22 protein-coding genes are annotated in these 24,088 nt (G+C 34.4%); 6 read left to right on the forward strand and 16 right to left on the reverse strand.

The genetic code is table 11. The features are described 5' to 3' along the window. Window positions 1-361 precede the first annotated feature (361 nt). The 6 genes from CSV73_RS10305 to CSV73_RS10330 form a co-directional block, all read right to left on the reverse strand. Window positions 362-1,786: an NAD-dependent succinate-semialdehyde dehydrogenase gene (locus CSV73_RS10305; protein ID WP_099627487.1), complete on the reverse strand. Its 1,425-nt coding sequence runs from the start codon at window positions 1,784-1,786 to the stop codon at window positions 362-364. Between the two features lie 208 nt (window positions 1,787-1,994). After that, window positions 1,995-2,951, reverse strand: coding sequence for an ornithine cyclodeaminase family protein (locus CSV73_RS10310; protein ID WP_099627488.1), 957 nt, complete (start codon window positions 2,949-2,951; stop codon window positions 1,995-1,997). Between the two features lie 22 nt (window positions 2,952-2,973). Then, on the reverse strand, window positions 2,974-4,245 hold the full coding sequence (locus CSV73_RS10315) for a TRAP transporter large permease (protein ID WP_099627489.1): 1,272 nt from the start codon (window positions 4,243-4,245) through the stop codon (window positions 2,974-2,976). A gap of 16 nt (window positions 4,246-4,261) precedes the next feature. Then, on the reverse strand, window positions 4,262-4,759 hold the full coding sequence (locus tag CSV73_RS10320) for a TRAP transporter small permease (protein ID WP_158232340.1): 498 nt from the start codon (window positions 4,757-4,759) through the stop codon (window positions 4,262-4,264). Window positions 4,760-5,160: 401 nt separating this feature from the next. Then, on the reverse strand, window positions 5,161-6,237 hold the full coding sequence (locus tag CSV73_RS10325) for a TRAP transporter substrate-binding protein (RefSeq protein ID WP_099627490.1): 1,077 nt from the start codon (window positions 6,235-6,237) through the stop codon (window positions 5,161-5,163). 751 nt (window positions 6,238-6,988) lie between these two features. Then, window positions 6,989-8,191 (reverse strand): sugar diacid recognition domain-containing protein, encoded by a 1,203-nt coding sequence (locus CSV73_RS10330; protein WP_085130927.1) that lies wholly within the window; start codon window positions 8,189-8,191, stop codon window positions 6,989-6,991. Window positions 8,192-8,812: 621 nt separating this feature from the next. Between CSV73_RS10330 and CSV73_RS10335 the strand changes: the two genes are divergently transcribed. From CSV73_RS10335 to CSV73_RS10355, 5 genes are all read left to right on the forward strand, one after another. After that, entirely contained in the window at window positions 8,813-9,979 is a 1,167-nt protein-coding gene (locus tag CSV73_RS10335) for an NAD(P)/FAD-dependent oxidoreductase (RefSeq protein ID WP_085130928.1), read from the forward strand. A 19-nt stretch (window positions 9,980-9,998) separates the two neighbouring features. Next, window positions 9,999-11,696: a thiamine pyrophosphate-dependent enzyme gene (locus tag CSV73_RS10340; protein ID WP_085130929.1), complete on the forward strand. Its 1,698-nt coding sequence runs from the start codon at window positions 9,999-10,001 to the stop codon at window positions 11,694-11,696. A gap of 17 nt (window positions 11,697-11,713) precedes the next feature. Then, on the forward strand, window positions 11,714-13,021 hold the full coding sequence (locus CSV73_RS10345; protein WP_099627491.1) for an aspartate aminotransferase family protein: 1,308 nt from the start codon (window positions 11,714-11,716) through the stop codon (window positions 13,019-13,021). Window positions 13,022-13,045: 24 nt separating this feature from the next. Then, complete coding sequence (locus tag CSV73_RS10350) at window positions 13,046-13,831, forward strand: SDR family NAD(P)-dependent oxidoreductase (protein ID WP_085130931.1); 786 nt, start codon at window positions 13,046-13,048, stop codon at window positions 13,829-13,831. 259 nt (window positions 13,832-14,090) lie between these two features. Next, complete coding sequence (locus CSV73_RS10355; RefSeq protein WP_199093069.1) at window positions 14,091-14,861, forward strand: LamB/YcsF family protein; 771 nt, start codon at window positions 14,091-14,093, stop codon at window positions 14,859-14,861. A 403-nt stretch (window positions 14,862-15,264) separates the two neighbouring features. Here the strand turns inward: CSV73_RS10355 and CSV73_RS10360 are convergent, their stop codons facing one another. The 7 genes from CSV73_RS10360 to CSV73_RS10390 all read right to left on the reverse strand — a co-directional run bounded on the left by CSV73_RS10360 (window position 15,265) and on the right by CSV73_RS10390 (window position 21,586). Further along, window positions 15,265-15,918: an endonuclease V gene (locus CSV73_RS10360; RefSeq protein WP_099627551.1), complete on the reverse strand. Its 654-nt coding sequence runs from the start codon at window positions 15,916-15,918 to the stop codon at window positions 15,265-15,267. Window positions 15,919-17,081: 1,163 nt separating this feature from the next. Further along, window positions 17,082-18,536 carry a WD40/YVTN/BNR-like repeat-containing protein gene (locus CSV73_RS10365; RefSeq protein ID WP_143560956.1) on the reverse strand — a complete coding sequence of 485 codons (1,455 nt, stop codon included), beginning with the start codon at window positions 18,534-18,536 and terminating at the stop codon, window positions 17,082-17,084. Window positions 18,537-18,712: 176 nt separating this feature from the next. Next, on the reverse strand, window positions 18,713-19,003 hold the full coding sequence (locus CSV73_RS10370) for an RNA polymerase alpha subunit C-terminal domain-containing protein (protein ID WP_085130934.1): 291 nt from the start codon (window positions 19,001-19,003) through the stop codon (window positions 18,713-18,715). 242 nt (window positions 19,004-19,245) lie between these two features. Further along, the gene (locus CSV73_RS10375; RefSeq protein ID WP_099627494.1) at window positions 19,246-19,659 is read right to left on the reverse strand and encodes a VOC family protein; all 414 of its coding nucleotides are present in this window, start codon (window positions 19,657-19,659) and stop codon (window positions 19,246-19,248) included. Window positions 19,660-19,809: 150 nt separating this feature from the next. Continuing rightward, complete coding sequence (locus CSV73_RS10380; RefSeq protein WP_099627495.1) at window positions 19,810-20,193, reverse strand: VOC family protein; 384 nt, start codon at window positions 20,191-20,193, stop codon at window positions 19,810-19,812. A gap of 472 nt (window positions 20,194-20,665) precedes the next feature. Next, on the reverse strand, window positions 20,666-20,953 hold the full coding sequence (locus tag CSV73_RS10385; RefSeq protein ID WP_099627496.1) for a TIGR04104 family putative zinc finger protein: 288 nt from the start codon (window positions 20,951-20,953) through the stop codon (window positions 20,666-20,668). Between the two features lie 72 nt (window positions 20,954-21,025). Beyond that, window positions 21,026-21,586: a class I SAM-dependent methyltransferase gene (locus CSV73_RS10390; RefSeq protein ID WP_099627497.1), complete on the reverse strand. Its 561-nt coding sequence runs from the start codon at window positions 21,584-21,586 to the stop codon at window positions 21,026-21,028. Window positions 21,587-21,884: 298 nt separating this feature from the next. Between CSV73_RS10390 and CSV73_RS10395 the strand changes: the two genes are divergently transcribed. Then, window positions 21,885-22,313 carry a HEAT repeat domain-containing protein gene (locus CSV73_RS10395; protein WP_099627498.1) on the forward strand — a complete coding sequence of 143 codons (429 nt, stop codon included), beginning with the start codon at window positions 21,885-21,887 and terminating at the stop codon, window positions 22,311-22,313. Window positions 22,314-22,446: 133 nt separating this feature from the next. Here the strand turns inward: CSV73_RS10395 and CSV73_RS10400 are convergent, their stop codons facing one another. The 3 genes from CSV73_RS10400 to CSV73_RS10410 form a co-directional block, all read right to left on the reverse strand. Continuing rightward, window positions 22,447-22,992: a hypothetical protein gene (locus tag CSV73_RS10400; RefSeq protein ID WP_099627499.1), complete on the reverse strand. Its 546-nt coding sequence runs from the start codon at window positions 22,990-22,992 to the stop codon at window positions 22,447-22,449. A 98-nt stretch (window positions 22,993-23,090) separates the two neighbouring features. After that, a complete protein-coding gene (locus CSV73_RS10405) occupies window positions 23,091-23,375 on the reverse strand; it encodes a hypothetical protein (RefSeq protein ID WP_099627500.1) in 285 nt (94 codons plus the stop codon). Window positions 23,376-23,441: 66 nt separating this feature from the next. Then, on the reverse strand, window positions 23,442-24,050 hold the full coding sequence (locus CSV73_RS10410) for a CPBP family intramembrane glutamic endopeptidase (protein WP_099627501.1): 609 nt from the start codon (window positions 24,048-24,050) through the stop codon (window positions 23,442-23,444). Between the last annotated feature and the right edge of the window lie 38 nt (window positions 24,051-24,088).

Raw genomic sequence — 24,088 nt, forward strand, 5'->3', positions numbered from 1 at the left:
CACCTATCTTGTTTTAATTGTAAACCACCTATTAAGTTAAAAGATATTGGCAATCTGTACGAAAATAGTTGTTCATAGTATCGTGAAACCGTACACTTTTAACAAAGATATTAAAATTGAGTCTTTAACATGAATGAAACTCATAATTCCAAGCCCTTGTACACTACCGAGCAAGTGTACACAAAAAGTAAATACTTAGTAAGTATTCGGAAGAGATGTCCGTTTAAACAAATCTAACCGCATCATTGATATTTTGAAATATAATTTGTAAATGCTGTCTTTTTTCGCACTATAAAAAAGCAATTATGAAACTGACTTACCTATTAAGAGGACAGTTCATAAATGCAATTTATTTTATTACTTATAGGTTATACTTTATAGCAACTAACTTTTCTTCAAGATAAGCATCTAATCCTTGGTGTCCGCCTTCTTTGCCGACTCCACTCTCTTTAACGCCTCCAAAAGGACTTTGTACGACAAATGGAAGTGGATCGTTTACACCTACCATCCCATACTCTAATGCTTCAGATACGCGAATGATTCGAGACATATTATCAGTGTATAAATATGAAGCTAAGCCGTAGCTATCGTGATTAACCATATTCAAAAGTTCTTCTTCAGAATTAAAGACAATAATTGGAGCGACAGGACCAAATGATTCTTCAGTATATATATTCATTTGAGGTGTAACATTTGTTAATATTGTAGGATTAACAAAGTTTCCATTATCTCTTTCAGCTTCAGATAGCTCCATTTTATTTTCGAATTTATGGGCTCCTTTATTTACAGCATCTTCTATTTGTTTTTTAACTAAAGTTACTGCATTTTGATCAATTAAAGGCCCAACATTCGTTTCTTCTTTGAGACCATTTCCTACTTTTAAATTTCTAACTTTATTTATAATTAACTCTGTAAACTTTTCCGCAATTGTATCTTGAACGTAAATTCGATTGGTTGAAGTACACATTTGACCAGAACATCTGAATTTAGTTGATAATAAGTCTTCGGTAGCCTGTTCGATATTGGCATCATCAAATACAATAAAAGGTGCGTGACCGCCAAGTTCCATCGAAATTCGTTTTACTGTTTTCGCCGATTTTTCCATAAGTAATTTTCCTACACCTGTAGATCCAGTAAACGTAATCTTTTTTACTTTTTTACTATCCATTAATACTTCAGTGAATTTAGATGAATTTGCCATTACGACATTAAATACACCTTTAGGCAAGCCAACTTCTTCAAATATTTTCGCCAGTTCTATTGTCGATTGTGGTGATTTACTTGAAGGCTTAATAACAAGTGTGCATCCTGCCGCAATTGCAGGTGCTGCCTTACGTGCACCCATAGATAACGGAAAATTCCATGGAGTGATTGCTCCAACAACGCCAATCGGTTGTTTAATAACTAAAATTCTTTTATCATGTGAATCGGAAGGTATTGTTTCACCATATATTCGACGAGCTTCTTCGGCAAACCATCTAAAATATTCAATTGAAGATTGAACTTCACCTCTAGCATCCTTGATCGGCTTCCCCATTTCCTTGGTAATAACTTCTGCTAAAAACTCTTTCTTTTCCTCCATTTTTCTATAGACAGCTATCAAATAATTTGCTCTTTCTTTTGCGGAGATTTTCGACCATGTCTTAAATGCTTCATCCGCCGCATCAATCGCTTGCTGGACATGTTCTTCTGTTCCATTAGTTACCTCATAAGTAAATTCCCCAGTTGCGGGACTAGACATGCGTAATTTATCTTCAGTTTCAATCCATTGTCCATTAATATACATAGTAGTAATCCCCCTTCATATATTCCTAAGTTCATGACTTACTTATATAAGTCAATTTCATAATCGATCGTTTACAAAATTGAATTCCCATTTTGTTTTAGTCTTTTTAAATCGATTGGTGCTCGATTTCTAGTTTGTTGATAATTTGGTTCATCATCATATTAAAGGATTACATTTGTTGAATTCCGAATAGCTTTCATCTTACTTTTTAAAAACTTTCATATATTGATGCTGCACAGACTGTATCTAAAAAGCCTACTCCAACCGAATCAAGTAAAGTAATTTCTTCTTTGTTTTCACGACCTACTTTTTCACCTACAACAATATCTGCAAGTTCACTATAAATATTTTCGATCGACCATTCTCCCTTTTCATTGGGGATAACCAATCCACCTGCTTCTCCTTTAGCTCCTTCTAAAGTATCAACGATAACTTTATTCGCTTTTTTTAATGTTTCAACATCATATTCTTGTTTAGTTGGTTCACATGAACCAATTGCATTGATATGAGTTCCTGCATTTACATATTCCCCTGAAAAAACCGGTGTATTTGCCGATGTGCTTGAAACTATTATATCTGCTTTACTTACAGCATCGTTTGCAGAATCGACAATTAGTATTTCACCATTCCAATTAGGGTATTGCTTGGTAACCTTTTCTTTTAAATCAAATGCTTTGTTTTTTGTTCGGTTATAAAGATAAATTTTATCAATGTCTCGAACCTCCATAATTGCAAGTATTTGACCAAAAGATTGAACACCACAGCCGATAACCGATAGAGTTCTCGCATCTTCTCTTGCCATATGTTTCGTTGCGACTCCACTTATTGCACCTGTTCTTAACATCGTTAAAGCTGATGCAGCAATATTTGCTACGTGTTGACCAGTTTTTGATTCTGATAACACAATAGTACTTTGGATCCTAGGAATGTTATATTCTTCATTACCAGGAAATATACTCGCAATTTTCACAGCAGAATAATTAATTTCTGGGACAAATGAAGGCATGTATAATGTATGTGCGCCATCCTCACCTTGATGCATAAGCGTTCTAAAAGGTATTACAATTTCAGATCTTTTCGAAAGTGCAAACGCTCTTTCAACATCCTCTATACACTGCTTCATACTATAATTTTTTAGTACATCTTCTTCACTAATAATTAACATAGGCATTCCTCCAGCAAAAAAGTTATTTTGTTAGTACAGTACTGAACCAGGGTACGTATATAAGTACAATTGTAGCTAAAACTAGCGCAATTAAATAAGGAACAGATCCCCTTATGACTGTAGTTACCTTTACTTTAAAGTGACCACTTAATACGAACAAACTAATACCAACAGGTGGCGTTACTTGTGAAATCATCATACATGCTACTGTAATTACACCAAAATGCACTGGATCATAACCTAATGCAAGAATTGTAGGGAAAACAATTGGAATAGTAATATATAAGATTGGTAATGCGTCCAAAAACATACCGAATATGATATATAGCCCTAAAATTGCTAGTAAAATAAGCCAACTCGGGACGCTTAACTCAGATACAAATTGAGTGATTTGAGCCGGAACTTGTATATACATTAATGCTGTTGAAAACAAAACTGCTCCACATAATAATAAGTAAATGACAGTCGTTGTTTTGATTGAAGCAATAAAACTTTTAATAATATTTTTCTTTTTAAAATCCTTACGATTAAAAATGTAACTAATTAGAAGTACGTAGACAACCGCAATTGCTGCTGCTTCAGTTGGTGTGAATATACCTAAATAAATACCGCCCAGTATGATAATCGGCATTAATAATGAAGGTAATCCATAGAGGAATGATTTGATAACTTCTTTCTTACTTGGTCTAACTTGTGACATTGGTTTTACTTTATATGTCAGAATAACAGCAGTAATAATCAATACGGTTGCAATAAATAGTCCAGGTATTATTCCCGCCATAAACATCATTCCGACATCTTGTTGAGTCATTGATGCATAAACAATCATATAAACACTAGGCGGGATCATTTGTCCTAAAGTACCAGAAGTTGCAACGATCCCCATACTTTGTTCTTTTGAATAACCAAGTTTGAGCATCTGTGGAACAACCATTGCCCCAACAGCTACAACCGTTGCGGCAGATGAGCCAGATAGCGCTCCGAAAATCACACAGGACAATACTGCGGCAGATGGCATTCCACCGGGTAAATGACCAACTAAGTTTGTAATGAATTTCAACATTCTTTTTGCCATTCCTAAATCAGTCATTAAATTACCTGCCAATAAAAAATACGGAATAGCCAATAAAATCCAACTGTCAGTTGCAATTAAATATTGCGACACAACAGTTTCAATAGGTAGACCTAAAAAACCAAAGAGTATTGTTCCCCCACTTATACTCAAACTAAGCCATATCGGAGCTCCTATAATTAAAAAAGCTAAAAATATAACTAGACCAATTAATATAATCATACGTAACCCCTACCTTCTATCTGTCGCTTATCGTTTTAATACCTTTTATTATTTCTAGTATTGAATAAAGTAATCCAATAATCATTCCAATTAAAATCGCTAGCGCTGGGACGAATAATAACATTCCACCGGATAAAGTTTTTATATTCATCCCTAGTAAAGAAAATGACCAGTTATATCCACCATAGATTAAAAAAGCAAATGTTAGAGCAAGGACTATATTAATTAGTAAATCAATATAAACCAAAACTTCTTCACTAAGTATTTCATGTAATGCACTCATTTTAATATGTTCATTTTGTCTAATTAATGGTCCCATATAGAAAAACACGCCATAAACAATCGTATAAATCGAAATTTCTGCTAAAATTTCGTGTGAAATTCCAAATGCATATCGCATTATCACATTTGAGAAAGCTAATAAAACACTAATTCCCAACATTGCAATAGCGAAGTATTCCAATAACTTATCTAAATTATCAGTTATTTTATCTAACACGTTTATTTTTTCCATATTTCTAACTCCTCTTTTATCCTCTACTATGCTTATTTTATTTACATTCATCCAGATCAGTGTAATTCGCTATACATATACATGATAGAAAGTAAACGTAAAGAATAAATTATATTACTTAAATAAATAAAAAATCCGTACCAGTTTTTTAATATCAATCAAACTGTTGGATACGAATAAGTTACGTTCCTTTCAAAGTGACATTCATTCGTGCAATGTCCTGTATCTAGCGAAACCCATCAAATGTAAAACCTTCCTTGACTACTTTCGCTAGATACAGGAAATACAAAAAACAATATCATATCGAAAAAATACGTAGATAGGGTAGATTGGGAATCCCAATCTACCCTCTTCTTCAAGCTAATTCTTAGTTCAAAGTTATTTTATTGTATGATAATTATCTATTTCATTTCTTCTTTAATTCTTTCTGCTTCTTCAATAAATTCTGCCGCTCGCGGTTCAGTTTTTTCGTAACTATCGTACATGCCCTTTGTTGCCTCTTTCCAATCTTCAATTTCTTCATCTGTTGGATAGTAGGTTTTCACGCCATAATCATTTTCAAGCTTTTCGAAGACATCTTTGCCTTTTTCTCTTACTAACTTATCTGCATACTCTTCTAAGTCTCTGCCTGTTTCAACTAAAATTTCTTGTAGATCTTCTGGTAATGAATTGAACTTATCCATCGAAATCATTACTGGCATAACATAACTAATTAACGGATAAAGCGATTGGGTTTTAATTGGTAATTTACTGTCGTATACATATAATGGAACAATAACCATGCCATCTACTACGCCTTGTTGTAATGCTGTTGGTAATTCAGGTCCTGGAATTGATGTTCCGCTTGCCCCTACCAATTTTAAAGTCTCTGAAGCTATTGGGCCTCCTGGGACTCTAATTTTTAAACCTTTAGCACTTTCGGGGCTGGTGATTACTCTCTTTTCATCTCCGGTCCAAATAGTACCGTACATATCAGTGGAGCTCATTGAAAGAACTTTAACCCCTTTGGATTCCATAAGTCCAGCAATTTTTCTTCCACCATTTTCACTATCAATAAAAGCTTTCTTGTTGTCTAAATATACGTCGTTATCATTCGGGTCATAGTTAAATAGAAACGGTAAATCGAAGAAGTGCCAAATTGGATCGAAACTACCGGCAATTGCTGAACTTGAGTGAACCATATCAGCTTGCCCTTGAAGCATGGCCGGAATTTCCTGATCACTCGGCATTAGCTGACCATCTGAATAGGTTTCAATTTTCAAACGTCCATTACTACGTTTTTGAACTTCCTCATCCAACCATTCAACATATTTATGGTGCATTGAAGCCTGTGGGTGTGAATGTACTAATCTTAATACATATTCTTCGTCATCATTTTCTTTGTTAACAGCAACTTTTTCTTTCTCGTCTTCGCCACCACAAGCCGTTAGTACTAACAATGCCATTGCTACGAGCAGTAAAAGTAATCTTCTTTTCATAAAATCCCCCCAAATCAGATTTTTTGAAAACGCTTTCTAAATTTACACTATTTAGTCATTTACGTTTACAGCTTCAGTTTAATTCTTTTTCTTATTGATAGCTATTCACAATATATACAATCTTTGTTTCGAATTCACGTATAAATTTGTGCACTTTATACGTGGTCCTCAATTAGAAGCGTTAATATGTGATGATCCCTAAAATTTAGAGTTTTAAATTGTGCAGCTAATTCGCTGGTGTGAAGACGGTATTGTTCCCAACTCATGCCAGCCAATTTCTATTTGATTCGTTCGTTATTAGAATACTCAATATGTAATTCGAAATCTCGTTTAGTTCTTCGTACGTGCGCTTTGGGACTGAGATATAGTTCACCTCATCAGAACATTTACATTCCGTAATATGAGTCGTTCTACTTTCTTATGGATTGCTATAATTCCTTTATTTCTCAGTGCTTATTGAATTCTACGATAGCTATAACTTCTGTCGTTATCTTCAAATACAGACTGTCTTTTCATAAAGCTTAGTATATCTAGCTTAAATTGAACAAAACAAACCTTTTTAGTTTTCTTTCTAGCCAATCCTTCTAAACAGTATTTCTTATAGACGTTTACTCAAATCAATATTTGTGTGTTAGCTTTCCCATTATATTTTCAAGCTAACAAGTCGTATCCAATTCCCCATCAAAATATTCTTGAGCAATTATCATTTGAAATTCCACGCTATATTTAGCCATAAAAAACACCCCGAATGTTAGATTTTCACTCTACTTTCGGGGTGCACCTCAATAAGATGCTTTTTTATATATATATACAAAATAATACAATGATTAAAGTTATTAATATCAATATTTGTAATCATTTTTATTTGATTCATTCTATAGATCAATGAATTTCGATGAAGATGCAAACTACGGGCAGCGTCACTGAAGTTAAATTTACTTTCACAATAAATAAGAAAAGTTTCCGATAATACTTTAAAATTACTGTGATTGATAAATGTATCTAATGTAGAAGAAATACTCTCAAACTTTTTTTTAGGGAGGGAATTAATAATAATATTTAGCTTGCTTGAGAAATCGTTATAATTAAATAAGAAATGTTTTGGATTTGTTTTTTCATTTGACTCCATAGCTATAAGCGCATTGTTATATGATTTTTGTATTCCTTCAATACCACTACTTGGATTTCCTATAGCAATTTTTGCTGACACATTATATCGATTCAACAAAGTATCATTAAGCTGCTGTGCGTATCGTTCAATATCATTAAATAGTTTTTCGGTATCTTCACCGACAACTTTTAATATACAAAACTGTTCAAATGTAAGTCGACCCGTAATATCATGATGATTTACATTAAAGACTTCATTTATTGTTTCGTACAGTTGATCGTAAATTTGTAGTGATGGTTCCGTATTATCGTCGTTATTTTCTCGGCTAATTTGAATAATAATACAGATTCTTTCTTTATGCACGTTAAATCCCATCATATTGCCGTAGCGTGTAATTTGTTCGATGTTATTTCGTGAACTTTCATAGTTCAATATGTAGTGAATGAGAGTATCCACTGCATTTGATTGTAATGATTTCATTTCTTTCATCAAAGTTTCATGACAAATCATTTCAATATGGTTTTTAACAAGTCGAATGTAGTTTGTTGTTTCAATGTCTTGGCCAGTTTTCCCAATTATTCCGACCGCCCCTAAAACTTGTCCATTTACAATAATCGGACCCGCTACCCCAGGGAAAATATCCGGATAATCTTTGACAGCCTCCTCATCAAAGAATGTTAATTTCTTTGTTTTAATAACTTCCGCTAAAAGAGAGTCGAAAATCCCAATACGACTATTATCATTTACTCCTATTAAATATCCATTTTTATCAGAAATAGTTACTGGGAAGCCAATTATTTTAGTTGTATCTTCTGATATCTTCTGTGCAATTTGTTCTAACATTGTAATATTCCACCTATCTTATGATTTCTATAGTGATCCTATTATTATTGGCTTCACATAAGCTGTGACTAAACTTTAGTTACTAGTTAAACAAATCGACAGCGAAAAAGGTAAATATTTAAATAAAGGTAGCACTGTTGTTTTAGTGGCTTTATACAAAATATAAGGAACAATTAATAGTTTCCGTTTCTGATAGTTTTAAATTAATTTATATTATTAGATAAAGCACAGGTGCAATTCTAAATCATCATTTATGTGTCTATCTATCATTACACGAAGGCCTCAATCCCATTTAAAATATGAATAAAACAATAAGTGCACGAAAGATGGTGTTGTTAACTTTAGAATTTGGGATATATTACCTCTTTTACTCACTTATTACAACACTCTGTTCTATTATATATGACAAAACAATTAAAACAAATACATATTAAGCATTTTTTGTACAAGGTGCACTATAAAATCAAATCAATAGACTGAATTTTCGTAAAAAATGGTAATGGAATCTATCGATCTATTTAGAATACAATTAATGTGCGAAACTCTATAAGCAATTTATGTATTTGTAGAGGTGTCCAATTAAACAGGAAAATAAATTCTAAATATTTAGGAGAGATATCAATGTCAAATAACTACGATTTGATTATCGTTGGCGCAGGAATTATGGCATCCAGTTTAGCCTACAATTTGTACAAAGACGGTTATACCGGGAAAATCGCACTATTCGAAAAGGATAATAAATACGAATATTCCTCTACACCTAGAAGTGAAGGTGGAATTCGTCAAACTTTTAGTACAGAAGTTAACATTCGAATGAGTCAATATAGTTACCAAGTATATAAGAAATTTGAAGAGGAGATGGCATTCGATGGTGAGAATGCACAAATCAACTTCAATGAAAACGGTTACTTATATTTACTTGATAAAAAATCAATGCCAATCTTTGAAGATATTTTAAAAACACAAGAAACATTAGGTGTTAAAACAAAGTTTATGAATCAAAGGGAAACACAATCTTTTTTCCCTGAATTAAATGTTGAAGATTTGGTAGGGTCTGTATTTGACCCAGAAGCCGGAAATGCAGACCCGTATTCTGTATTACAAGCGTATATCAGGAAAATAAGAGAATACGGTGTTTCTTTTATATACGAAGAGGTTGATACAATTTTAACGGAGCGTAATAAAGCAATTGGTATTCAAACTACTAATGGTGATAAGTATTTCGCACCAATTGTTGTTAATGCAGCAGGCCCCTGGTCTGGTGATTTAAGTGCAAAAATCGGACTCGAAATTCCCGTAAAACCATTAAGACGTCAATTATTTTCAATTGATACCCAACTGAAATTCCAACATGAAATTCCATTTACATTTGATCCGACCGGTCTACATTTCAGAAGTGAAAGATCAAAAGTAGTCGTTGGCTGGGCAAATGATGTTCCTTATGGCTACGACTTTAACCTTGAAAAGAGTTTTTTTGAAGAAGAAATTTGGCCTGTTTTAGCTACACGTTCATCTCATTTCGAACAACTTAAATTAGAAAATGGGTGGACTGGTTTATATGATTATAACTATATTGACCAGAATGCAATAATAGGTGGCCATCCAGACTTGGGTGGATACTTTATTGTATCAGGATTTAGTGGTCACGGATTCCAACATGCACCAGCCGCTGGAAAAGCGTTATCTGAACTGATTCGTTTAGGAAAGTTCGAAACAATGGATATATCTTCACTTTCAGTAGAGCGATTTAAAACAAATGAATTAGTAATTGAAACAGCAGTCTATTAAAATATAAAGGGTGAATAAAATGAAATTAACAGACAGACAGATAGCAGTTGATGTATTAGAAGATGAAGATGTAAATACAGTGAATCTAACAGGCGGTCAGTTAATAGTTGATGTATTGGAGAAAGAAGGCGTAACTAAGATCTTTGGTGTGCCAGGTGAAAGTTATTTAAACGTACTTGATGCAATTTATGAGCACCAAAACATTGAATATATTTCTACCCGACAAGAAGGTGGAGCTTCTTTTATGGCTGAAGGATATGCAAAGGCTTCAGGTAAGGTTGGAGTGTGTATGGCAACAAGAGGACCTGGTGCAACGAATTTATCGATTGGTATTCATACAGCACACCAAGATTCAACTCCACTTGTAGCATTAATTGGTCAAGTTGAACGTGAGTTTAGAGATCGTGAAGCATTCCAAGAAGTTGACTTCGTTGGTTTTTTCAGCCATCTATGCAAATGGACAGTAGAAATTAACCACGCAGATCGTGTTCCTGAGTTACTGCACCGCGCTTTCCATATTGCTCGTTCTGGTCGTCCAGGGCCAGTACTTGTTTCATTGCCAGAAGATATGCTCGATGACATTGTCACAAAAATCACACATCAAAAATTTAAATCGAGTACAATCTCCCCTGATAATTTGGCAGTTAATGAAGCTGCTAAATTAATTCAAGAAGCGGAACGTCCAATTATAATTGCCGGTGGTGGAATCGTATTGTCTGATGCAACTGAAATGCTAGTTAAGTTATCAGAGTTAACTCAAGCACCCGTTGCTTCAGCTTTTAGACGTTTCCATTCCTTTCCAAACTCCCATGATAACTATGTGGGATCATTAGGAATTGGCGCACGCCCAGACTTATTAAAATATATTAAAGATAGTGATTTAGTTATTGCTTTAGGAACTAGATTTTCACAAATGACGACATCTGATTATACATTACTAAATGAAAATTCAAAACTCATTCATGTCGATGCTTCTGAAGAAACATTAGGTAAAGTTTATACACCGACATTACCGATAGTCTCGGACGTAAAACGTTTCCTTGAAGAAATAGTAAAGGTAGTTTCAGAAAATAAAGACGAAAAAAGAAAGATTAATAAAGAAAAAATTCGTAATAATTACGTTGACTTTTCTACACCAAAATTGATTAAAAAAGAAAATTATGTTGATATGAACAGTCTAGTTCATCATTTATCTGAACAATTACCGAAAGATGCGATTATTACGAGTGATGCAGGTAACTTCTTCTCATGGTTATCACGTTATTACCGTTATGATGAAGGTGGTAAATATTATGGACCAACTTCGGGTGCTATGGGATATGGAATGCCAGCTGCAATTGGAGCTAAAATTGCGCATCCTGAAAAAGTTGTCGTATCGTTATCAGGTGACGGTGGATACATGATGACAATGCAAGACTTTGAAACAGCTGTTAGATACAATATTCCAATCGTTTCCATTGTCATTAATAATAATATTTTCGGGACAATTCGTACACACCAAGAGCGTAAATTTCCTGATAGAATGGTTGGTACTCAATTATCTAATCCTAACTATAAAGAAATTGCTGAATCGTTTGGTGGTTTTGGGGAAAGAGTTACCAATACAGATGAATTTGTTCCGGCATTAAAGAGAGCTTTAGCATCTAATAAGCCTGCTTTAATTGAAGTATTAACAGATCCGTGTATTTTATCTGCAAATCATGATCAAACGATTTAATAGTAAAGGAGATTATAATGAAATCGATAAATATAAAAACAGCAATACCTGGCCCAAAGTCGACTGACTTATTAAAAGAAAAAGAAGAATCTGTAGCAAGAGGAATCTCTACAGCTTACCCTATTGCAGTAGAAAAAGGTGTAGGGGCAGTTCTGACTGATATCGATGGAAATTCTTATATTGACTTAGCAGCGGGAATTTCTAGTTTAAATGTCGGTCATTCTCCAAAACCTGTAGTTGATGCATTAAAAAAACAACTCGATTTATTTATAAATCCTATTTTCAATGTAACGATGCATAAACCATATATTGATTTAGCTAAAAAACTAAATCAAATTGTTCCGGGTAATTTTCAAAAAAGGTCTGTTTTCTTTAATAGTGGAGCAGAAGCAATTGAAAATGCCGTGAAAATTGCTCGCCGGTATACAGGTCGCAAAGGAATAATATCTTTCGATCGTTCATTTCATGGCCGTACAATGTTAGCAATGACTTTAACTGGGAAAGTTAATTCAATCAAAAAGGGATTTGGTCCCCTAGCATCAGATGTCCATCATGCGCCCTACCCATATTACTTTAAAGATGAGCGTACAGATGAGCAGTTAGTTGATGAACTTAAACGATTGTTTCAAGTCTCGGTTTCTCCAGAAGAAGTAGCTGCAATTATTTTAGAACCTGTTCAAGGTGATGGCGGAGTTATCATTCCTTCAAAACAATTTATACAAGAAATTAGAGCTATCTGTGATCAATACGGTATTGTATTAATCGCAGATGAAATACAAACAGGATTCGGTCGTACGGGTAAAATGTTTGCTATGGAGCATTTTAACTGTACAGCTGATCTGACAGTAATGTCGAAGTCGATTGCTGCAGGTATTCCACTAAGTGCCATTACAGGAAAAAATGAAGTCGTTAATTTCCCCGAGGTAAAAGAACTTGGGGGTACACTTAGTGGAAATACTTTAGGATGTGTTGCAGCATTAGAAGTTATTAAGTTGATAGAAAATGAAAACTTACTAGAGCGTGCAAATGAAATCGGACGATTTATTAAAGACAAACTTTCTTTCGAATCAAAACATATTGGTGAAATTCGTCATTTAGGAGCTATGATTGGAATTGAAATTGTATTAGATAAACAATCTAAAGCATCTCATCGTAGCTTTGTCAGTGATGTAGTAAATAAATGTTTTAAAAAGGGTGTTTTATTTATGAGAGCCGCGGATGGGGATGTTATCCGTCTCCTACCACCACTCGTTATAACTGATGATCAACTAAACGAAGCGATGTCTGTTATCGTAAATACCATAAAGGAACTTGAAGTTTTATAATAAACTAATGATGGGGTGAGATTAATGCGACTAGAAGATAAAGTGTCAATAATCACCGGGGGTAGCCGTGGAATTGGTGAAGCAATAGCTCAAATGTTTGGTAAAGAAGGTTCAAAGATTGTTATTGCTGACGTTAACGAAGATACCGGAAATGCCGCACTTGAAGGTTTGATGGCAGAAGGAATTGATGCAATTTTTGTTAAAACAGATGTTTCTAATGAAGAAAGTGTCATTAATCTAATGAATAGAACATTAAGTGCATTCGGTAGAATAGATGTTTTAGTTAATAATGCTGCAGTATCGATTAGAAAATCTGCAGAAGAGACATCATTAGATGAATGGCAAAAGGTCCTTGGCGTTAATTTAACCGGCGCATTTTTATGTTCAAAATATGCAGTTCCCGAAATGAGATTAAGAGAACGTGGGGCGATTGTTAACGTTGCTTCTTGGCACGCCGACAAAACGATCACTCGCTTTGCTGCCTATGCAGCTTCAAAGGGTGGTATGACAGCTTTAACACGTCAGATGTCACTTGATTGTGGTAAGGATAATATTCGTGTTAATGCAGTATTACCAAGTACAGTTGATACACCTATGTTGTATGAGACGATGAACAATTTACCTGATCCTGAAGAGGCATGGAAGCAAACGCTTGACTATCAACCTTTAGGAAGAATAGCAACTGCTGATGATATTGCTCATGCATGTTTGTTTTTGGTAAGTGATGAAGCCTCTTATATTAGTGGGCATTCTTTACGTGTAGATGGTGGAACTTATTCAAAAGTAGCAAGACCATTAATGTTCGATTAACCAATATTACTTAACTTCCGTACCGAATAAAACAACTTAATCTATTAGCTATACAAACTTTGCAGTTCTGCGAAAATGTCCTGTTTTTAATACAAGTATATAAGGAAGCTTAGTTAACCTGTTCCTGCTTTTTTAGACTTGTCTTTTGCTTTATTTTGTAACGTAGAAATTTGTGCAAACAATTTACTGTATTGGTTTTTATTTCGTGAGCTAATTGTCATTCAATTTATTGAAATGTCTAGTAGAAAGGAAGTTAGTGATGAAGTACATTGATTTAAACTGTGATATGGGCGAAAGTTTTGGCGCTTATAAATTAGGTAATGACGAAGAAGTAATTGAACTAATCTCATCTGCTAATATTGCTTGTGGTTTTCACGCAGGAGACCCAAATGTGATGGATAGAACTGTTAAAATGGCAAAAAAACATGGTGTAGGTATTGGTGTTCATATGGGTTATCCTGATTTACTAGGATTTGGCCGTCGTGATATTGATATCGCTAAAGATGATCTAGTCAATTATATTATTTATCAAATTGGTGCTTTACAGGCGTTTTGCAAAAAACATGGTGTAGAAATACAACACGTTAAGTCACATGGAAGTATGGGTAATATGTCATATGTAAACCATACAGTAGCAGATGCTGTCACAGATGCAATATTACACACAGTACCTAACACAAAATTGTTTGTAATTGCAAATACAGTTATTCATAAACTAGCTGTCGAAAAAGGTATTGCTGTTGTTCACGAGGTATTTGCGGATCGCACATATACAAATGACGGTACGCTTGTTTCCCGCAAACAAGAAGGCGCAGTCATTAAGGACCCTGAAAAAGCCGCTGAACAGGTTTTACAAATGGTTTTAGAAGGTAACGTTACCACAATTGACGGTAATGTTATTGATATGAGCGCTGACAGTATTTGTGTTCACGGTGATACCCAAGGGGCACTTGAAATCATTAGATGTATAAAATCAAAACTCGAAGAAAATAATGTTATAATTGCCCCAGTAGGTACATGGTTAAAATAATATTCTTTATATATGATGCAAAATTTAATGGCTAATTAAACTAATTTCAATAAAATATAAATGATATTCCTTAACTAATTGGGAATGTCATTTTTATTTCCAGTAAGTATTTCAAATCTTTCTTAAGTTCTAGTTTTTATTTTTGGAATGGTAGTTTTTAGCGGATAAAATTAATGTAGCGGATTTAAATAATTGGGATTGCGGAGGATTACGGACAGAATAAGCAACTAGTGCGGAGTTTTGAGCTGGCCAATACGGGCATGAAAGCCAGCGACCAGATGAAACAGCAATTGAGCAGGTGGGTGTGATTAGCACCCGATCTCTCATCCCACCTAACGTACCTTTCTTTATATGACAGTTTGATTAAGACTTATGATGCAAAATTTCATAACGAGATACTAATTCAAGATTTCTTGTTTCGTAAGTGACCTCTATTTCTCTTTGTTGACAAATCGGCCAGTCTAACTGGTATGGGTAATCGACTTTCACCATTTATTAATTCCTCAGTAATAGTTGTTGCTGTTGGTAAGTCTATATAGTTCCCACATGAAATGAATATAGGTTTGACGTCTTGATGTGTTCGTAAAACTCTGCCGTATATTTCCTTATTTATAATTATATCTACATAAGAACCTACCCTACTTTCAGGCATTTCAAATTCGGCATCAGCTATTTTCAAGTAACTTTTAGCAATGCCGATGGTTGGTTTATTCAGAAAGAATGAAGCATGTGTTGCGATTCCCATATGCCTTGGATGCAAATAGCCATTGCCATCAAACATAAATAGATCTGGTGCGTGTGTAAGCTTTTTGGCCGCGCTAATAACTAGGGGAAGTTCCCGAAACGCCAAATATCCTGGTATATAAGGAACTGCGATAATTCCTGCGCTATTTGTTTCTTCAATAACCGCTTTTGTAACATAATCTATGACGATTATGCTACAAACACCCCATTCAATTCCTTCATCCTCCCAGTAAGCTACATCCACACCTGCAATGAACTTGATATCAGTAGCAGCCATTCTGTTGACCATACTAACTTCTTCTTTTAAACACATTTGAATTGCATTCCATTTCTTATTGTCGACTGATAGTGGATGGACATTCTGAATGTATATTTTCATTCTCCTCAATGATTAAATTTGCTCAATAGAATTTACTCTCCATTGTCTAACTCAACTAATTAATTGGCATTATTTTAAGACCAAGTTATAAATCAATAGTGTTGACTTCAATAAAAGTCTTCTGTAGGACTTCCTCGCTTAACTCACCCTATTGTTTTATAAATGATTGTCTAGCTCAAAATTCTGTTGGCAATCAACTAAGGTGGTTTTCTCCTTAAAATCATTCTTTCGTGGAGTACTCGCCGTGTAAACATTCGCAGTTCCTGCAGCTATGCTGACAATATGTTCGTTGACATGCATATATATACTCACCTTATTTTATTGAATGAAACTGGTTGTCCGATTCAGTCATTTTACGCACTATCAATAACTTGAAACATTTGTATTAAAAAGCGATAATGTTGCGCACGACCAGCAATGCACCGAAAGCTCTCATGATTTTTTCTTTTTATCTCTCCCCTTCTATTCTAACTCTGTTCTAGGCAGGTTACCGTCTATGTTTGGCAGTGCACAGACGGGAAAAACTTTCAAAGTTAGGATAAATATCTACAGAAAAAGAAGTATGTATTCCTACTCTAGTAAATTCATACTTCGTTAATTCGTTTTCTATTTTCTTTACATATCCTTACTAGCCATTTACCGCTATTTTCACCCAGACAACGTATAATGATAGAAACAGGAGTATTTTTTGTTAAAAAAGAGGTGCAATTACGCTTAAAAGTTTGAAACAATATTTCCTAGGCAATATGAAACATAAAAAACAAGTCAATTATACCTCTAGATGGTGTGAGTGTTTGGAAGCAGTTAAAATACTATCAAATTATCAACATGACAAAGTCATAAATTTATTAAAAAATCCTACGCGCAAGGTGTAGAATCTATGAACTGGATAGAAAAATGTTGGGCAAAGCTATACTCCATAGTTTTACGATGTATGAAGGATCATCATTCCCTCCGCTTGTGGAGAGTATAGCTATTTTATCTTACGATGCGGTTCTTCTAAACTACTAGTAATATCGATTGAAGTTTCACGTTAGACACTAAAAGGACCACTGATATTATTATATTTCCAAATTGTAAATATTCATTTTATAAGCCTATTTACTCTCAACCTCTTTTACATACTCCCAAGTTTCACCGTGATCATTTGATTGATAAAGTCCACTACTATTCCCATTGTAATCACCATCCGATCCTTGCCCAACTAACATAGTAAGAACCCCATCTTTTTCAAAAGGCAGACCTGGAAAATCAAATGGATTTATAGATTGTCCACTATCTAACTTCATTTCCTGCATGGCGTAACTAACCTCTTCGAAAGATATCCCACCATCATTTGTGCGGAATAGTACTCCTTCAGTACCAGAAGGTCTTGCTGCCCTTAAAAATCCAAGTTCCTCATTAATAAAAGTGATTCCTGCTGCACTACCAACTGTTCCATTGAATGGATTTTGATTGATAACCGTCCAAGTTTTCCCGCCGTCACTCGTCTTTCTGAGTGAATATAAAGTACTTCCTAATGCTTTATCCGCAACATCTAATAGATATCCTACTTCATTTGAGAGATAAAACTGTTCATTGGTATTAAGTATTTCTTGCCGATCATCTTCAAAACTATCTTGATATTGAATCGTATTTGACTGACTCCAATCTGGGTCACCAATTACATTATATCTAGCAGGTATGATCTCTTTCTCTTTTCCAGGGACAAAAATAGATACCGTATAGCCAATTATTTCAGATGTAGTTTTTGTAGGAGTCTGCTCCATACCATTCTCATCCATGTGTATAATCCCCTCAGTATTGTAGCCCCAATTTCTTTTCCCGTAATAAACTAACCCATACGTATGTTCATTCCACATATCCACTGTCTGCTTCACTGGAATAACCTTAACCGTTCTAATTAGAGGTTCCACTAGCTTTTCCTCATTATAATCGGCATGTAGATATCCGTTTAATCTTACAGTAATAGTAGACGCCTTATTTTGATCATAAGTGATTAGGTAACTTTCCTCTTCCCCATCAGCATTTTTCCCATAAACAAAAGTATCAAATGATGTGATGGTTCCATCCTGATTAAATTTAAGGTGAAAATCACTTTCCATATATAATTTCTTCGGCAAAGCATATTCTTTATTTATATCTTTAAAAATCCCTTCTACTCCATCCATATAGATGTTGTTATGTTCAAACTCAACTGAAGCTTCATTTTTTAATCTATCAATAAACCAAGCAAGTTCGCCTCCGAAATTTGTTGCACTTTTATAAATCTTCATTCCATAAAATATTGTAATGCTCATGATCATTACAACAGAAACGTATTTCCATGCCTTCATTTTAATCAACCTTTTGGGTTCAAGTTCTTTAGCTTTTACAATTTTCATTGCAAAAAATGCAATTATAGAAATTAAAAGTACTATAGATACCAATAAAATAGGAACAGTATGATTTATTCTTCCATACATACAGAGTAAAGCTAATTCATAACAAAAAATCCAATATACAATTAGGAATAGTGGATTTGTTAATAATGATATTAATATCTTTTTTATATTCCCTCTAAATATGTAAACCACTCCTAACCAAAGTTCATGGACACTTTCACTTATTTTGAGTGTACTTTATTTCGCATGTTTCTTGTCTATTAGTCTATTGATTAATGTAGGCGAAATCCTTATTGAACAATTGTCCCTGAATATTGAGTTCGTAATTAAAGTATAGCAAACTATTATCCTTTAAATGATAAACCTTTTTCTTCTAATGAAGTTCTCATAATAGGTAGGGAGGCTGGTCCAATACCATGGATTTTCAGAATTTCTCTTTCGGTGTACTTTGAGAGTTTTTGCAAAGTATCGATTCCCCCATGAACTAAGGCATTTCTAGCTGGTGAACTTAGTTTCGAAAGGAATCCACTTTCAGGTTTATTCTCTTTATCGCAAGTAGGACAACTTTGGCAGTCACTACTTTTATAATACCTATGTCCTTTTTCACAAACCTTTAATTTTTTTTCAGCTTTCAAATAACCACTCCCAATATATATTGATTCAATGTTAATATATTATTTTTCTAATACTTAGTTATACAATCCTGTAAACACTCTCAATGTCCCTATTAAAGAAACTTACTTCTTCTGTTTATATGTACTACTTTATAATATCAATTAGCGTTACTTAAGAACCTGTTCCGATTACTGAATAGGCTACCGATCTCTTATACAAAATTACACCCGATAAATTGATAAGAAATTCAGCTTTCTATTTCTTACCCCTTCGGCATCATGCTCATATCCATATACAACACATTCCAACGGTGACCATCTAGATCAGCAAAACCGCACCCATACATCCAACCTTGGTTCTCTGAAGGTTCACCAAAAATCGTGCCTCCAGCCATTACAGCCCTCTTTGCTATTTCATCTACTTCTTCTTTACTCCCTGCATCTATGGAAAATAATACTTCGGTAGCCTGTTTTGTATCGACAATTTCATGTTTTGTGAAGTTTTTAAAAGTGGAAACAGGAAAAAGCATTACGATAGCATTACTCTCTCCGATGACTAATTGCACTTGATCGCTATCACCAGGTAGTGTATTCGTCGAAAATCCAAGTTTGCTATAAAACTCTTTTGATCTATTTGTATCTTCAACTGGTAAATTGACCCAAAAGTTTTTAACCATAATTATTTCTCCTTTTTAAATTTATTTTTACTTTTCAGTATATTTTCCAGTAAGATATAAATACCTCCTTTCACTAACTGTACCTAATTTCCAAGTAAATTAATTGAAATGATTCCGAAATCCCACTTTTATGCGACGTGCTACTAGTAGTTATTTACTCTTTTCCATAACCGCAAAATAATTTTGTTCGCTATCGGCAAAATTAAATACTTTTCCGGAAGGCATAGTTACAATTTCTCCGACTGTGATATTTTTATTTGACAGGGTGCTATGCAACTTATCGAGATCTTCCGAGAAAAACATTAATGAAGGTGTACCAAGATTCAATTCTGGCTGCATTTCAGAAATTATTGCCTTATTGTGAAGTATAATGCTTGTTTCGGCTTCCTTTGTAGCTGCAATTTCAATCCATCTCATTCCTTGACCGTTATCTTCATCTGATATTACGATAAACCCTACTTTTTCTATCCAAAAATCCACCGCATCATCTTGGTTGTTGACATACAACATAACTTGACCGATTTTATTAATCATTTTCTTCTCCCCTTATCAATAATTTATCGCTTATATTTATTGTTGGATTTAATTTGATATTTATACAAACTATTGGTCTTATTACTAAAAGAGCATAAATCCTTCATGATACAATCGCATCCGGTACAGGACTAAGCTTTGGAAAACGTTTATTTTTATGGTGAATGAAGGGAAAATTAGCTCAGGAAAATGACAAATGCTTATAAGAATGATTATGTAATTTATCTGGATACAGAAGCATGGTTCTATGGCGGCGGATTGCAAACATCGAAAACCATGATTGGAGATACAAATTCATATTGGAATTAATAGATACACATTCCCTTATTTCATTTCGCTATTTATTGCCTAACGTGACTATATAAAGAAAAACCATCTAAAGCGATCAGGGTATATCCTTTTCCAATAGATGGTTTTTTCTGTGTAACCAGTTGAATAGCGCTGAAACCTGGCGTATTAAACAATCTCAGCATTACCCTTTGTATTTCTCTTGGCTATTTAACTTTACTAAAAACGGATATAGAATGATAACCAAAATGAATAAAATAGGAAATAAGCTAAGTATTATAGCTTCTGGCACCTCAAAGAACATTTGAATAATCAGTGGCAATAAAACAATCGGAGTTAACATGCCAATTTCCCCTTTGGATTTTTGCGTTTGATATTGTTTTTCTTCGCAGTACGGGCAAGTCATGGCAGGGTTTAATGTGGTCGTCTTTATTATTGTTTGTTTCCAACTCCACTGATTATTGCAATTTATGTAGGTATTACATTATTTTTCAAACCAGCTCGATTGCATTGAATACGCAATCAAGCTGGTTTATATGGAATTTCACTTTCTACTAGTGGCTATAAACATCGATGCATCTTGATTTGCAAAAATCTGTTTCCCATGATAGAAGGTCTTACATGTAGTCGACGTAAATCCGACTTCGACTAATATGCTTTTTAGTTCATTATGCGAAAATCCACTATGAATTTTCGGATGATTGACTTGATCATTTTTGTCAAAGTCAACAATTATTAGCAGGCCATCAGTAGGTAAAATGCTAAACAGCCTTTGCAAAATTAATTTAGTGTCGGGAATATGAAGAAGAACTAAAGAGAGTAACACGATATCTGCCTTAAGTTCAGGCATGTCTTCCGTAAAATCTGAATACAGTACTTCGCAGTTCGTAATGCCTCTTGTCATAATTTTATCTGCTGCATCCTGTAATGCCTGTTTTGAAGAGTCCACGAGCAATATCGAATCTACTAAGTCCGTTAATTCTAAACTTACTAGACCCGAACCACTCCCATAGTCGACTATTTTTTTTGATTCACTACCTTGTAATAATGGTCTTACTTCTTCAACAATCACATTAACCAATTCCATTCGTTTTTCCGTTTCCATACTTCACTCTCCCATTTTATTGATTGTACTACCCAATCGGGGCTTTGCACAATGTGCGGAACAAGCATAGCTCTCCTATTCATACGTTCATAATGAATGAAAGAGTTCGTTTTTACAATGGTTTTGAATTCAAGCCACAATGTTTCGTTCCTTTTCTTTCTGTTACTATTGTGAAGGCATCTATTGACTTTTCAGATACCAACGATTCATCGCTATTTTCACCCAGACAACGTATAATAAGAGAAGCAAAAGAAGAAGAATCCATTCTTCCTTTAGTTAAAAAAAGAGGTGCAATCACTTGAAACAGTTTGAAACAGCATTACCTGAGCATTATGAAACATTTAAAAAACAGGCTAATTATACGTCTAGCTGGCGAGAACGTTTAGAAGCAGTCAACGTATTATCGGCTTATCAACATGACAAAATCATAGATTTATTAAAAAATCGTATGCAGCATGATCCTGTCCGCCAGGTGCAAGTAGCAGCTTATGAAGCGCTTGCGGCGTTTGGCGAGGACGTAGAGAAGCCTTTACCTGCACGTTTTGATATTATTAAAAACACAGACAAGATCTTCCTTCGCGTCAAAAAGAGCTTGCCGAAGGACCATTCGGTGGAAGACTTTGCGGATAAACTAAAACGTATGCGTCTAGATGTCTTTGATGCATATGAAGGCGACAAAGGTGTAGAATTTATGAATTGGTTAGAGGAACGTTGGGCAAAGCTGTAATCCATAGTTTTGCGATATATGAACGAAAGCCATTCCCTCCACTTGTCGAGGGGATGGCTTTTTATCTTACGGTTCGGTTCTTCGAAAATATACTGACCGAAACTCACTTTACCTCTAATCCAGTTTGAACTACTTATTGCTTATTCAATTCTGCTAATAGACCATTATCATCTTCATATTCCAACTTGCCGATTTTTCCTTTTTCATCGGTAGAAAAGAGAACGCTACCTGATACATCAGCAATTTTTTCTTCTTCTCCTTCTTGCTGGTAGCCAACTGTTGCTATGAAAGTATAGCGATTGGTAATATCCTTGAATTTCTCAATAACTACATCCTTTAAGTTCAGCTTATATTCCGATACATAAGCAGTCACAGGATAAATCAATCCAGTAGTGTTAAGGAAGGCTTCAACATAAAACTGTGTAAAGTATGGACCGTATTCTTCTTGTACATATTTATCCAATTCTGGATTCACTTCAGAACCCTCAATAATTGTAGTGTATTGGGGATCATGAATAAGCGACATGAATTTTTCGTCGGGGCCATCGAATTGAAGTTCAAGCACCGCCTGGATCACTTTCTTATTCGCATCTTCTGACTCCTCTTTTGAACAAGCTCCTAATACAAAAACAGATAAAAACAAGGTGAAACTTAGCAACAGTTTACTTTTAACTTTCAAGATTATAAGTCCTCCTTTTAGCAACTCAGGATCGGCCTATTAATTGCACCAGACAATGAACGTTTGCTTAACATAAGTGCCAAAATGGCGCACAAATGTTAAAAAAAGTTTTTTAACCAAGTTAATATATAAATAAACATAAGTGGCTCAATCAACACAAGACAAAGTAAAATAATGAAAAAGGATACGCTTGATAGTATTTTCAGTACGCCTTCTTCCATTTTCAAAAAAGCGATAAAACTAAAGATCACGCTAAATAGTAAGAAGAAATATCCTATGAGAATAGCAGGTTCAATTATTTCAGTTGTCATCCAATTGACCATGAGTGCTACTAATCCTAAAACGATAAAAATGATTGACCATATACTAAAAGTTCTTTTCATGGAAATAAACCTCCTTTTGATCACCACACATTTCCTTGGCTAGACTCCCACCCGTTAATTGTGTAATCATTTCTTAAAGCGTATTAATTTGTATTTGAATAACATCGTCATCCCGATATTCATTATGAAATGAACAAAAATCGGTACTAGTAGATTATTTGTTTTAAAATAGATCCAACCAAAAACTAAGCTCGGAATGCTGATATTCAGTAACATAATAGGCTTCTTAAAATATTGGATATGAAAGACCAGAAATAATCCAGTCGTTAATAGAATGGCCATCCACTCATGAGATATAAATAGGAAAAGTACGTTTTGAATGATGCCCCTAAATAATGTCTCTTCAAACAATGCTGCTATAAACATAAAAGTAAATATCCTTGGCAGTGAATCTTCTTGGTATGTATGATTATTATCATCAATATAATTCGAGGGAATAGTTAAAGTCAGAACGACTCCGAATAGTAATAAAGCAATAGATGAAACACCTAAAATCATGATAGATTCCATGGGTCGATCAAACGAAAGTAAATTTTGTATGGTAAGTACATCGTAAACCACAAGGGCAAAGATGATCGCGAAACAAATGAACGTAAATGAACAAAACACAAAGTTCATATCTTTGGTTTTGGAACTATGTGTATTTTTTTCGGACCTATTCTTAACCTGATCCATTAATATGACTTCCTCTCTAGATGACGTTAACCAAGTTG

The organism is Sporosarcina sp. P1, from assembly GCF_002743155.1.
Taxonomy (GTDB): domain Bacteria; phylum Bacillota; class Bacilli; order Bacillales_A; family Planococcaceae; genus Sporosarcina; species Sporosarcina ureae_B.

Excerpts from the sequence above, each read along its gene's own strand:
- CSV73_RS10305 (WP_099627487.1), bottom strand. The coding sequence starts at position 1,786 with ATGTATATTAATGGACAATGGATTGAAACTGAAGATAAATTACGCATG.
- CSV73_RS10310 (WP_099627488.1), bottom strand. The coding sequence starts at position 2,951 with ATGTTAATTATTAGTGAAGAAGATGTACTAAAAAATTATAGTATGAAG.
- CSV73_RS10315 (WP_099627489.1), bottom strand. The coding sequence starts at position 4,245 with ATGATTATATTAATTGGTCTAGTTATATTTTTAGCTTTTTTAATTATA.
- CSV73_RS10320 (WP_158232340.1), bottom strand. The coding sequence starts at position 4,759 with ATGGAAAAAATAAACGTGTTAGATAAAATAACTGATAATTTAGATAAG.
- CSV73_RS10325 (WP_099627490.1), bottom strand. The coding sequence starts at position 6,237 with ATGAAAAGAAGATTACTTTTACTGCTCGTAGCAATGGCATTGTTAGTA.
- CSV73_RS10330 (WP_085130927.1), bottom strand. The coding sequence starts at position 8,191 with ATGTTAGAACAAATTGCACAGAAGATATCAGAAGATACAACTAAAATA.
- CSV73_RS10335 (WP_085130928.1), top strand. The coding sequence starts at position 8,813 with ATGTCAAATAACTACGATTTGATTATCGTTGGCGCAGGAATTATGGCA.
- CSV73_RS10340 (WP_085130929.1), top strand. The coding sequence starts at position 9,999 with ATGAAATTAACAGACAGACAGATAGCAGTTGATGTATTAGAAGATGAA.
- CSV73_RS10345 (WP_099627491.1), top strand. The coding sequence starts at position 11,714 with ATGAAATCGATAAATATAAAAACAGCAATACCTGGCCCAAAGTCGACT.
- CSV73_RS10350 (WP_085130931.1), top strand. The coding sequence starts at position 13,046 with ATGCGACTAGAAGATAAAGTGTCAATAATCACCGGGGGTAGCCGTGGA.
- CSV73_RS10355 (WP_199093069.1), top strand. The coding sequence starts at position 14,091 with ATGAAGTACATTGATTTAAACTGTGATATGGGCGAAAGTTTTGGCGCT.
- CSV73_RS10360 (WP_099627551.1), bottom strand. The coding sequence starts at position 15,918 with ATGTGTTTAAAAGAAGAAGTTAGTATGGTCAACAGAATGGCTGCTACT.
- CSV73_RS10375 (WP_099627494.1), bottom strand. The coding sequence starts at position 19,659 with ATGGTTAAAAACTTTTGGGTCAATTTACCAGTTGAAGATACAAATAGA.
- CSV73_RS10380 (WP_099627495.1), bottom strand. The coding sequence starts at position 20,193 with ATGATTAATAAAATCGGTCAAGTTATGTTGTATGTCAACAACCAAGAT.
- CSV73_RS10390 (WP_099627497.1), bottom strand. The coding sequence starts at position 21,586 with ATGGAAACGGAAAAACGAATGGAATTGGTTAATGTGATTGTTGAAGAA.
- CSV73_RS10405 (WP_099627500.1), bottom strand. The coding sequence starts at position 23,375 with ATGAAAAGAACTTTTAGTATATGGTCAATCATTTTTATCGTTTTAGGA.
- CSV73_RS10410 (WP_099627501.1), bottom strand. The coding sequence starts at position 24,050 with ATGGATCAGGTTAAGAATAGGTCCGAAAAAAATACACATAGTTCCAAA.